At 68.8% G+C, this 11,643-nt stretch carries 11 protein-coding genes; all 11 read left to right on the top strand.

From position 1 onward, the window contains the following. Positions 1–33 precede the first annotated feature (33 nt). From HPO_RS04830 to HPO_RS19590, 11 genes are read left to right on the top strand one after another with little or no spacing between them, the layout of a single operon-like run. The gene (locus HPO_RS04830) at positions 34–2,004 is read left to right on the top strand and encodes a type IV secretory system conjugative DNA transfer family protein (protein WP_051612299.1); all 1,971 of its coding nucleotides are present in this window, start codon (positions 34–36) and stop codon (positions 2,002–2,004) included. Between the two features lie 5 nt (positions 2,005–2,009). Beyond that, positions 2,010–2,453 carry a ribbon-helix-helix protein, CopG family gene (locus HPO_RS04825; RefSeq protein WP_035595200.1) on the top strand — a complete coding sequence of 148 codons (444 nt, stop codon included), beginning with the start codon at positions 2,010–2,012 and terminating at the stop codon, positions 2,451–2,453. After that, entirely contained in the window at positions 2,450–3,400 is a 951-nt protein-coding gene (gene trbB / locus HPO_RS04820) for a P-type conjugative transfer ATPase TrbB (protein WP_035595198.1), read from the top strand. The genes HPO_RS04825 and trbB overlap by 4 nt, the downstream gene beginning before the upstream one ends. Further along, the gene (locus HPO_RS04815) at positions 3,397–3,729 is read left to right on the top strand and encodes a TrbC/VirB2 family type IV secretion system protein (protein ID WP_051612298.1); all 333 of its coding nucleotides are present in this window, start codon (positions 3,397–3,399) and stop codon (positions 3,727–3,729) included. Before trbB ends, HPO_RS04815 begins: the two co-directional genes overlap by 4 nt. After that, positions 3,729–3,995, top strand: a complete 267-nt coding sequence (locus tag HPO_RS04810; protein ID WP_035595196.1) for a VirB3 family type IV secretion system protein — start codon at positions 3,729–3,731, stop codon at positions 3,993–3,995. The genes HPO_RS04815 and HPO_RS04810 overlap by 1 nt, the downstream gene beginning before the upstream one ends. A gap of 6 nt (positions 3,996–4,001) precedes the next feature. Further along, complete coding sequence (trbE, locus tag HPO_RS04805; protein WP_051612297.1) at positions 4,002–6,530, top strand: conjugal transfer protein TrbE; 2,529 nt, start codon at positions 4,002–4,004, stop codon at positions 6,528–6,530. Further along, positions 6,527–7,246: a TrbJ/VirB5 family protein gene (locus HPO_RS04800; protein WP_035595194.1), complete on the top strand. Its 720-nt coding sequence runs from the start codon at positions 6,527–6,529 to the stop codon at positions 7,244–7,246. Before trbE ends, HPO_RS04800 begins: the two co-directional genes overlap by 4 nt. A gap of 12 nt (positions 7,247–7,258) precedes the next feature. Further along, on the top strand, positions 7,259–8,248 hold the full coding sequence (locus tag HPO_RS04795) for a type IV secretion system protein (RefSeq protein WP_051612296.1): 990 nt from the start codon (positions 7,259–7,261) through the stop codon (positions 8,246–8,248). Continuing rightward, on the top strand, positions 8,248–8,928 hold the full coding sequence (trbF, locus tag HPO_RS04790; protein ID WP_035595189.1) for a conjugal transfer protein TrbF: 681 nt from the start codon (positions 8,248–8,250) through the stop codon (positions 8,926–8,928). Before HPO_RS04795 ends, trbF begins: the two co-directional genes overlap by 1 nt. Then, a complete protein-coding gene (locus HPO_RS04785; protein WP_051612295.1) occupies positions 8,925–9,938 on the top strand; it encodes a TrbG/VirB9 family P-type conjugative transfer protein in 1,014 nt (337 codons plus the stop codon). The genes trbF and HPO_RS04785 overlap by 4 nt, the downstream gene beginning before the upstream one ends. Next, on the top strand, positions 9,935–11,080 hold the full coding sequence (locus HPO_RS19590; protein WP_051612294.1) for a TraB/TrbI/VirB10 family type IV secretion system protein: 1,146 nt from the start codon (positions 9,935–9,937) through the stop codon (positions 11,078–11,080). The genes HPO_RS04785 and HPO_RS19590 overlap by 4 nt, the downstream gene beginning before the upstream one ends. Positions 11,081–11,643: the final 563 nt, after the last annotated feature.

Genomic DNA, 11,643 nt, shown 5'->3' with positions numbered 1-11,643 from the left:
CTGTTCCCGGGCGTTTCGGGCAAGGGGCCTGACATGCGTCTGGTGAAAGCTGCGACCGCCTGCATCCTCATCCTGGTGCTCAGCCTGAGCGCGGCGACGCAGTTCATTGCCTCTGTCTTCGCGCATCATCCAGCGCTCGGGCCCCGGCTCGCCGTCTCTGACACAATCGCGGTCTATCCCCCTTGGTCGATCCTCGGATGGTCAAGTGCGCACGGCGAGGATTATCCGCGCCCCTTTCGGCTTGCAGAGGCAATCCTCTTCACCGGCGGCCTCGCCGCCAGCGCTGCGCCGCTCCTTGTGCTGAAGGCCAGCCGGAAGCCAAAGCCGTTCGGGGCAGCCGCCTGGGGCACATTCGAGGACGCGCAGGAAGCCGAACTTTTTGCGACGAGCGGCACGGTTCTCGGCAAGATGGATGGCGAGATCCTCTGCCATGCCGGGCCGGGCCACCAGCTTCTGATCGGCGCCTCGCGCGCGGGCAAGGGCAGGGGCCATATCGTCCCGACCCTGCTGGCCTGGGGCGGCTCGGCACTCGTGCTGGACGTGAAGGGCGAGCTTGCGAGCGGCGATCCCCGGCATGGGTTTCCGGGCACGGCCGGTTTCCGGGAGACACTCGGCCCTGTCCTTTGCCTTGCGCCGACAAGGCCTGACTCGGCCTCGTTCAACCCGCTCCTTGAGGTGCGCCGCGGCATCAATGAGGTGCGCGATGTCCAGAACATCGTCGATATCATTGCCGATCCGGCCGGCGACGGCCGCTATTCCGATTTCTGGGACAAGTCGGCGCGCAATGTCATGGCCGGCGTCCTCCTGCATGTCCTCTACGCCGAGCCTCTCCCTCGCAAGTCGCTGGGCGTGGTGCGCGAGAAGCTCGCAGACCTGAGGGCGACGTATGAAGAGATGCGCACGACGCTGCACCGGGTAAACCCGCTGACGGGCGCGCCGGAAGTGCATCCGGAAGTCCTCCACGGGGCAACGAGTTTCCTTGCCGGGGAAGAGCGCCTCCAGGCGGGCCTCAAGGCGACGGCGGAAAGCTTCTTCGGCCTCTTTGCCGATCCGCTGGTGGCGGAGAAGACCAGCACGTCGGATTTCCGGCTGGCAGATCTCATGTGCCACGAGGCACCCGTGACGGTTTACCTGCAGCCGCCGCCCTCGGATGCGGCGCGCCTGATGCCGCTGATGCGGCTTTTCCTCAACCAGCTTGCCCGCAGCCACATGGAATATCTTGCCCATGGCAGCGACGGACGGGAAAAGCGGCATACGCTGCTCCTCTGCCTCGACGAGTTTCCCCAGCTCGGGAAGATGCCTTTCTTCGAGACGGCGATGGGCGCGTTCGCCGGCTATGGGCTGAAAGCCTATCTCGTCTGCCAGTCGCTCAACCATATCCTGCGCGCCTATGGCCGGGACAATGTCATTCTCGACAACTGCCATATCGTGACGGCCTTTGCCGCCGCCGACATGAACACGGCGAAGACCATCGCCGAGATGGCGGGGGAAGCGCGCGAGCTGCGCCCGCAGTATTCCGAGCAGCGGCCCCGGCCGGTCCTCGGCCCCCGTCGTGGCTCTGTCACCTGGCGCGAGGAAAGCCGCCCGCTGCTGCTGACCTCAGACGTCCGCCAGCTCCCGCGGGGCGAGCAGCTGACCTTCGTGGCCGGGACAAAGCCACTCCGTACAAAGAAGATAAAGTATGACAGGGAGCCTGTTTTTGCCGGCCGCCTGCGCCCGGCCTCCGGAAACCCTCAGCGCCTCACCACGGCCCATGACTGGGAAACCGTCGTGTCCCTCGGCCGGCTGCCGGCAACGGATCCCCCGGCGCGGGCCGCCGCATCCTCTCGCCCGGCGCCCCGGAAGCCCGCGCCCTCATCCCAGGGCGACCTCTTCTCGCAAACCGCGCCCAGCATATCCGAGCAGGCGCTCGCGGGCCTCCGGCCGCCCCAGGGCTGGCCCGACAAGCCGGGCCCGTCGCCCGCCGCTCCAGGCAAGCGGCCGCGCCGCAGAACAGGGATTTAAGCGCCATGGGATCGATCTGCCTGCGCACCTATCTGGAACCCGACCTTGCCCGGAAGGTGTCGAGGCTCGCCGCAAGGCAGGGGCGTTCAGAGTCGGCCTTCATCGCCTCGGCGGTCCGCGCCCTGTTGGCGGCCGGCGAAGACGGCCCCGCCCGCGCCGCCGGGGACAGTGTCCGGCGCCAGCTCGGCCGCATCGAAAGCGAACTCCTGCGGATTTCCAGCGAGCAGGCGATGCAGCGCGAACTCTTCCTGACCTTCGTCCAGGTCTGGCTGGAGCATAACCCGCCGCTGGATGAAGCGATTGCGGGCAGCCTTTCCGCCAGCGCGGACGCAAGGCTCGACCGGTTCATGGACCTTGCGGCGATCACGCTGTCGCGGGGCGGCGCCGCCCATCTCCATGCCCTTGCAGAGGTCCCCCCCGAAACAAAGGAAGAGGAGGCGGCACCATGAGCGCGGCGGCCGATATCTCCCTGCCGGCGATCCGGCAGCGCTCCGTCCTCGACGCGGCGCTCGGGCCCGTGCTCGCCGCTGCGCTCGCCGACCCCGCCGTCGCCGAAATTCTCGTCAATGCCGATGGCGCGATCTGGATCGACCGGGCCGGGCAGGGGCTTCGGGCCACCGGCGCCCATATGGCTGCCAGTGACCGGGAGACGGTGATCCGGCTGCTCGCTCATGCGGGCGGCGAGACCGCCGGCCCCGGCCGCCCGCTGCTGTCGGCGAGCCTGCCGGGGAGCGCCGCGCGGGTTCAGGCGGTGCTGCCGCCGCTGGCGCAGGCCCCGGTGCTCGCCATCCGCCGCCGCCCGGAGCGCATCCTCACGCTCGAAGATTATCTCGCCGCGGGTATCGCCTCGCCAGAACAAGTCGACGCCCTGCGCGCGGCGGTGGCCGCGCGAGCGAACATCATCGTGGCGGGCGGGGCAGGGTCGGGGAAGACAACCCTGCTCAATGCCCTGCTCGCCGAGCCCGGCCTCGCCGAGGGGCGCCTCATCGTCCTGGAGGACACGGCGGAGCTCCAGGTCTCTTCCCCCAATACCGTCCAGCTCCTCACACGGCGCGCGGCGCCGGAGATCACTCTGCGCGACCTTGTCCAGGCCGCGTTACGCCTGCGGCCCGACCGGATCATTGTCGGCGAGGTGCGCGACGGGGCGGCGCTCGATGTCCTGAAAGCCTGGAACACCGGCCATCCCGGCGGGCTCCTCACCCTGCATGCCAATTCGGCGCGCGACGCGCTCGCCCGGCTTGAGGATTTGTGCCTCGAGGCGCAGGCGGCAAGCCCCGCGCGCCTGATCGCCTCGGCCGCGCCGCTTGTCGTCTTCATCGCGCGCACGCCTGACGGGCGCCGCCTCACCGAGCTTCTCGATTTCAGGACCCAGACCCCCAGAGGAGATACAGAATGAGACATCATCCGTACACAGCAAACCGTATCGCCAGAAAAGCGGCCGCACTCACGCTGCTCGCCGCACTCGCGGCCGCGCCCGCCTTTGCGGCCGGCTCGGGCATGCCCTGGGAGGGGCCACTCGAGCAGGTCGTCGACTCGATCACGGGGCCGGTCGCGCGGGCGGCCGCGGTCATCGGCATCGTGCTGGCGGGGATTGCCATCATGTTCTCCGAAGGGGGCGGGGGCGTGCGCAAGCTAGCCTTTGTCGGGCTCGGCATCGCGGTCATGTTTGCCGCGGTTTCCTTCTTCCTCGATTTCTTCGGCTTTGCCGGCGGGGCGGTGCTCTGATGGCGGAAGGCCTGCCCGAAGGATATGTGATCCCGCTCCACACCTCGCTGACCCGGCCGGTGCTGCTTGGGGGCGTGCCGCGCGAGTTTGCGATCCTCAACGCGACGCTGGGCGCAGCCATCGCCTTCGGGCTGCAGCAGCCCCTGATCGGGGTCCCGCTCTGGGCGCTCGCGCAGGGCGGGGCCGCCTGGGCCGCGGCGCGCGATCCCTGGTTCCTCGAGACCTGGCCGCGCCACCTCTCCAAACCCTCCCACTTTGAAAGCTGACAGACGATGATGGATCTCCGCCCCTACCGCCGCCACCCGGCGCGCCTCAGCGACTATCTCCCCTGGGGGGCGCTCGTGGCGCCGGGCATCGTTCTGAACAAGGACGGCGCCTTCCAGCGCACGCTCGCCTTCCGGGGCCCGGATCTCGACTCGGCCTCGCTTGCCGAGTTGATGGGCGCCTCCAGCCGGCTGTCGAACACCCTGCGGCGGCTGGGATCGGGCTGGTGCCTGCATGCTGAGGCGCGCCGCCGCCCGGCGCCGGGTTATCCGGAGACGGACTTCCGGCACGGGCTTGCCTGGCTGATCGACGAAGAGCGCCGCCTCCTCTTCGAGACGGCCGGGGCGCGGTTCGAGACGGGGTATTTCCTGACCCTGACTTTCCTGCCGCCTCCGGAGAAAGAGGGGCGGCTGGAATCCCTCCTCTTCGAAGGCGGGGAGGCGGCCACCCCGAAGACTGACTACCACGCCCGGCTTGCCCGCTTTGCCGAAGAGACCGACCAGGTCAGGAGGGCGCTTGAACCCCTGATGCCGGAGGCGCGCTGGCTGGATGATGGCGACACCCTCGGCTTCCTGCATGACGCGGTCTCTGACCGGGCGCTCAGCCGGCTCGCCGTGCCCGAGACGCCGTTCCATCTCGATGCGCTGCTGACCGACACGCCGCTGACGGGCGGCCTCGCGCCCCGGCTCGGCGCCCGGCATCTGCGCGTTCTCTCGGTGCGCGGCTTCGTCAGTGCCAGCGAGGCGGGTCTTCTGGACGCCCTCAACCGCCTGCCGCTGGCCTATCGCTGGGTGACGCGCTTTCTGCCCCTGTCGCCGGATGAGGCACGACGGGAGATCGAGCGGGCGCGGCGGCGCTGGTTCTCCAAGCGCAAGGGGCTCGCGACCCTGCTGCGCGAAGCCCTCTTCCGCGAGGAGGCCGCCCTCCAGGACAATGACGCCGCCAATCAGGCGGCCGATGCGGACGGCGCCCTCCAGACCCTGCTCGGCGAGGGGGGCGGGGCAGGCTATGTCACGCTGACCATCACGGTGGCGGAGCCGGATCCGGGCGCAGCCGACGAAGCCATCGCCATGATCCGTCAGGTCACGGACGGGCTGGGCTTCGTGACAGTGGTCGAAAGCGTCAACGCGCTCGAAGCCTGGCTTGGGAGCCTGCCCGGCCAGGCCTATGCCGATGTCCGCCGCCCGGTGCTGCTGACGCCCAACCTTGCCCATCTCCTCCCGACCAGCGCCGTCTGGCCGGGGGCGGCGTGGAATGCGCATCTGGATGGCCCGCCGCTGATGCTCGCGGCGACGGACGGGGCAACCCCCTTCCGCCTGAACCTTCATGCGGGGGATACCGGCCATACCCTCGTTATCGGCCCGACCGGGGCGGGAAAATCCGTGCTGATCGCGACGCTGATTGCGCAATGGATGCGCTACCCGCGCGCGCAGGCCTTCGTGTTCGATACCGGCCGGTCCTGCCGCGCCATGGTGCTGGGGCTGGGCGGGACCTTCCTCGATCCGGAAGCAGAGGACCCGGCCCTGGCGCCGGGCTTCCAGCCGCTCGGCCGGATTGAGGTGCTGGCTGAGCGCGCCTGGGCGGAAGGCTGGCTCTGCGACCTCATCGAAGCCGAAGGCGTCCCGCTCACACCTGAGCTGCGTCTAGAACTCGGCCGGGCGCTGCAGCTCCTCGCCGAACGCCCCGTCTCCGAGCGGACCCTGTCGCTGCTCTCCGCCTTCGTGCAGGACGCGTCCCTTCGCGGCGCGCTCGCGCCCTTCACCCATGCCGGCCCGCTCGGCGCGCTGCTGGACCAGGACCGGGAACAGGCGGGCACCGCAGACGTGACAGCCTTCGAAGTGGGCGCGCTGCTGCGCCAGCCCCGGGCGGCGCGCGCCGTGCTGCCGGTGATCTTTCGCAGTCTGGCACAACGCTTCGACGGGCGGCCGAGCCTCCTGGTGCTGGACGAAGCCTGGCTCTATCTCAAAGACACCGCCTTTGCCGCCGAGATCGAGACCTGGCTCAAGACCCTCCGCAAGCAGAATGTCGCAGTGGTGTTTGCGAGCCAGGCACTCGCCGATGTGACCCGCTCGCCGATTGCGGCCGCCGTGCTGGAGAACTGCCCGACGCGGATCTTCCTGCCGAACGACCGAGCGCGCGAGCCGGCGACCCGCGCCTTCTATGAAGCCGCCGGTCTCAATGACCGGCAGGTCGCGCTGATCGCCGAAGCCGAACCCAAGCGGGACTATTACATCGCCGGGCGCGCGGGAAGCCGCCGGATCGAGCTGGAACTTGGCCCCGCCACGCTCGCCTTTGCCGCCGCCGGCCGGCCCGAAGACCAGGCGCTGATCGACAAGGTGCTCGCCACGAATGGCGCAGAGGGCTTTGCCCGGCACTGGCTTGTCGCAAAGGGCCTGCCGGAAGCGGCCGCCGCCATCGGCCGGTTCGAAGCCGCCGCCCGCGAAGACGCCTCCGAAGCCGCCCGCGGCGAAATAAATCCGCAAACGGACAATCCCTCAGAAACACCCTCAGCCCCGCCAGAGGAGGCCGCCGCATGACTCTCGCACGCTCGCTCTTCACCGCCCTGATCGCAGGTCTGGCCGCGCCGGCCGTCCCGGGGCTCGCGCCGGCCGCCGCGCAGATCGTGGTGCATGACCCGGCCAATCATGCCGAGAACCTGCTGGCGGCGGCCCGAATGCTTGAGCAGATCGAGCACCAGATCGCTGCGCTGGAACAACAGGCGCGGATGCTTTCGCGGAGCTCCCTGCAGCTTTCCCCGGATCTTGCCCGCACGCTCGATGAGGCCGAAGCGCTGTTCCGGCGCGGGGAGGGGCTCAGCCATGACATCACCCGCATCGGCGGCGAGATCGAGGCCCTCTATCCGCAGACCTGGGCCGCGTATGATCTTGACGGTGTCATTGACCAGTCCGCTCGCTGGCGCGCAGAAAGCCGGGAGAGCTTCACGCGCGCTCTGGCGGCGCAGGCGCAGGCTGCTGCCCGCCTCAGCGAGACGCGGGGGCGGCTCGATGCGGCGCTCGCCGCCTCAGCGGCCGCCGAAGGTCAGACCTCGGCCGTTCAGGCGGGCAACCAGCTCGCCGGGCTCAACGCGGCGCAGCTTGCCGGGATCGAGGCGCTGATGATTGCCGAAGGGCGCGCCCTGCAGGCCGAGCGGATGGAGCGGCTTGCCCGGGAAGCGCGCGCCGAAGACATCCGCCTGCGGGCGTTCCCGCCGGCGCGGCCAGCGCCGGCGCCGCCCGCGCGCCGGGCCTTCTGAAGAGAGAGGTCCATGGAGAACACGATCCTCAACGGCTTCCTCGACAGCTTCCTCGGCGTGCTCGATGCCGGGTTCGGGTTCATTGCCGGGGACGTCGCCTATGTGCTCAACGCCCTGATCATCATCTCGGTGACGCTGGCGGGCGTGCAATGGGTGCTCGCCCAGGAAGCCGCGCTCGGACCCTTCTTCCGCAAGGTGGTGTTCACCGGCTTCTTCGCCTTCCTGATCAACAACTGGAATGATCTGGCCGGGGCGATCAATGCGTCCGGCGCGATGATGGGCCTGCGGGCCGGGGGCAGCAGCCTCACTCTCGAGGATCTCCATGACCCGGGGCGGATCGCCGGGATCGGCACCGAACTCTTCGGGCGCACCGCGGCGCTCGGGGAGGGGATGAACATCCTCACCGATTTTGTGACCCTGTCGGTGGTGCTGATTGCGGCGATCATCGTGATGCTCGGCTTCTTCATCCTTGCCCTGCAGATCTTCACCGCCATCATCGCGTTCAAGCTCGGCACGCTCGCCGCGTTCGTGGCGCTGCCCTGGGGGGTGTTTTCCGGAACGGCCTGGATCGCCGAGCGCCCGCTCGGCTGGGTGGTAGGGAGCGCCGTGCGCCTCTTCGTGCTGGCGCTGATCGCCTCGGTCTCGATCGCCTTTGTCGAGGGGCTGCCGCCCGAGCTGACGCTGAACGCGGGCGGCGCGCTTAACGTGCTCCTCTTTGGACTGACCGTGCTCTCGCTCGCCTGGTTCGGGCCCCAGCTTGCCGCAGAGGTGGTGGCTGGCCAGCCCCATCTCTCAGGCGCCGATGGGTTCCGCGCCGCCCAGGGCGCCGCGGCGACCGTGGTCGGGACCGCTGTCAGCGCGCGGATCCTGATGGGCGGCATGGGCGGGAAGAAGGAGGAACCCGCCGGAGAGTCCGACAGAACCCGTACGCCCTCGGAACGTCCCCGCGTCGATCATTCGAAGATCCAGCCCAGACCCAGACCCGCCAGAAGGAGATCCTGATGCGCTTTCCGTTCCGCTCCCCGGCCATCTCTTATGCGCCCCCGCCGCCCGACACGCCCTACCGGCGCGCGCAGGCTGAATGGGACGCGCGCATGGGCTCGGCAGTCCTCTCGGCGCGAAGCTGGCGAAAGGTTGCCTTTGCCGCGCTGATCCTCGCCGCGGGCCTTGGCGCGGCGCTGATGGTTGTCGCCCTGCAGCAGCGCACGTTCGTGCATGTCGTCGAGGTCGCCCCGGAAGGCCAGGTCCTTTCGGTGCGCACCAATGCCGGCAGCTGGACGCCCAGCACGGCCCAGACAGCCTACTTCCTCGGCGCGTTTGTCCGCCAGGTGCGCAGCCGCCCGACCGACGCGGTGGTGCTGCGGGAGAACTGGCTGACGGCATACAAATTCGTGACGCCGGAAGCGGCGACCAAACTCCATACCATCGCAAGGGACGAGGATCCGTTCGGCACGGTCGGCCGCGCGGCCCGCACGGTCCATATCCGCTCGATCGTCCAGCGCAGCGACAAGAGCTGGCAGGTCAGCTGGACCGAGGAAGAGGCGGGCCCCGTGCCCCTCGCGAGCGGGTCCTGGACGGGCCTCTTCACCGTAACCCATGTGCCGCCGCGCCGGGCCGATGACGTCGCTGTCAATCCGCTCGGCCTCTACATCACCGATTTTGGCTGGAGCCGCGACCAATGATGCGTCCTCTTATCCCCGCCGCCCTCGCCGCTGGCCTGCTCACCGCCTGCGCCACGCCGCCACCCCCTCCGGCCGTCAGTATTGAACCGCCCTTTGCAGAGGCTTCCGAAGTCCCTGGCGATCTCCCGGAACCACCTCTGCCGGCAGAACCCGTCCCGGCCGAAGAAATCCCGGCGCTCATGCCGGAAGCGCCGTCTACGGAGGACTTATCCCTGGCGCCCGAACCAGCCAGCCTGAAACCGGAGCGCGCTGAACCTGTCACCCCGCGTGAGGCAGCAAAGATCCTTGCCGAGGCTAACAGCGGCGCGCGTCAGCGCGCGGCGCCGGGCGCGTTTTCCGAGGCGACCCTGCTTTATGCCTGGGAGCCGGGCGCCATCTATGAGCTCCAGACCTCGCCTGACTTCGTCTCGACCCTGCTGCTCGAACCCGGGGAGGTGCTGATCGATATTGCGGCGGCCGATACCGCCCGCTGGAGCGTCTCGAACACGCTGTCGGGCGACCGGGCCCTGCTGATCGTCAAACCCTCGGCCCCGAAACTCAAAACCAACATCGTGCTCGTGACCGACCGGCGGGCCTATCTGATCGAGGCGGTCTCCGCGGCGGGCGAGGTCTATACCGCGCAGGCGGCCTGGACCTATCCGGCCCCGCCCGCACCGCCGGCCGTCCCAGCACCAGCGCCCACACCCGAACCGGCGCCCCGCCCGCTCCATGAGGACTATGTCCTCAAAGCCCCGCGCAAGGGCCCGCCGCCCTGGATGCCGGAAAAGGTCTGGGATGACGGGCGCCGGACATATGTGCAGTTCCCGGAGGATATAGCAGCCTCGGACATGCCGCCCCTCTTTATCCGGACCGCCGAAGGCCTCGAACTCGTCAACTACCGTATCGAAGGCCGGCGTTACGAGATCGACCGGATCTTCACCGAGGCCGAACTCCGGCTCGGCCGGAAAAAGCCGGTCGTGGTCAGGATCCTGCGCCGCCCGCCGCGTGAGACAAGGGAGGGCGGGCGATGACGGATACCGCCCAGCCCTCTGCGGTCGAAGACGCCGTCCGCCTGCGCGCTCACCCGCCCACGCCGAAGCGGCTTTCGCGCAAGGTGCTGCTTACGGGCGCCGGGATCATCGGCGCGGTGATCGTCATTGCGCTCATCACCGGGCTTTCGCCGCGCTCCAGGGCCGCCAGCAGCCGCGCCGACACCGCTCCACCGGTCGCAACCGCGCTCCCCGAAGGCCTCAGCCGCCTGCCGGCCCGTTACGAGACCGCCGCGCTCACTCCGCCGCCCCGGGAGGAAGACGAACCCTATGACTGGCTCTGGGGCCCGGACGGGCCGCCGGAGGACCTCTATACGGATGAGCAAGCGCTAAGCCTGCCCGAGGGCAGCGGCTGGGACACGCCTGAGCCGCAGACTACGGAATACACCAGCTCCCAATCGGTAGCTCCGCCGCCAGCGCCCGCAGAGCTTTTCTTCACCCGTCGGGACCTCCCGACCGTCCGGCCCGTCGCCGCCATCGACAATACCAGAGCGGGGGATGCAGCCGCTCTGTCTCCTGGCCAGACCTACCTCACCGCCACGCCCGCCCCGCCACCGGGGCCGCCCTACCTTCTGCAGGCGGGCAGTCTCATCCCGGCGGCCCTCCTGACGGCGGTGAACTCTGATCTGCCGGGCCGCGTCATCGCGCAGGTGTCCGGGCCCGTCCATGACAGCGTCACGGGCGATCATCTCCTTGTCCCGCAGGGCGCGCGGCTGATCGGGACGTATTCCAGCCAGAACAGTTATGGCGACACACGGGTGTTCCTGAGCTGGGACCGGCTCCTGATGCCCGATGGCAGCTCCCTCGACTTGCCACAGATGGCGGCCACTGACGGGGCAGGGGCGGCCGGCCTTCAGGCCCGCGTCGACAATCATCTCGGGCGCCTCGGTGGTGCGATCGCGATCTCTGCTGTGCTGAGCATCCTGGCGAACGAGGCCGAAGACACCTCCGACGGCCGGTTTACCCGCAGCCTCGGCGACGCCGCTGCCCAGGAAGCCGCCCGCACAGGCGGCCGGATCGTTGGCCGCGAGCTCAATCTCCGGCCCACCCTGCGTGTCCCGGCCGGCGCGCCCGTCCGCGTCCTCGTCACCGAGGATATCCTTCTTGAGCCCTATACGGAGTAAAATCATGCCTGCTCGCAAGCCCGATCCTGCTTCCCAGTTCGATCTGTTCTCAGCCAGGCCAGACCCACCCGCGCGCCCGGTACCCGCGACGCCGCCGCCCGAGCCCGCAAATGACAGGCCGGAGCGAACTGCGCCGCCAAAACCTACGCCGGTGTCAAACCCGCTGCCTCCGGCCGCCGATGAATGGTGGACGACCCGCATGACCTGCGCGTTTCTGAAGATCAGCCGGAAAACGCTCTGGGAAAGGCGGAAGGACGAGAGCCTCGGGTTCCCGCAACCGGTCCAGCTTGGGGGCGCGCGCAATCTTTATCGGGCCTCAGCTATACGTAGCTGGGCAGAATCAATAGCTCGGGCACAAGGCTGACTATACTTCCTTGGTCCCGATGAGCTGGGGACACCTCCAGCCGTGAACTATGAAGGGACTAGGGTTTCTACTTGAATGAGAGCACCAAACGTGCAGCCCAGTCAGATTTTCCAGCCACGACTGCCCTTGCGATAGCGGTGCGCAAAGTACCTAGATCTTCTATCGGCGAACATGCGGGGTTATGTGGGGAACACATCTA

The sequence above is a fragment of the Hyphomonas polymorpha PS728 genome, assembly GCF_000685315.1.
Lineage (GTDB): Bacteria > Pseudomonadota > Alphaproteobacteria > Caulobacterales > Hyphomonadaceae > Hyphomonas > Hyphomonas polymorpha.
This window is presented reverse-complemented; position numbering and strand designations above follow the sequence as displayed.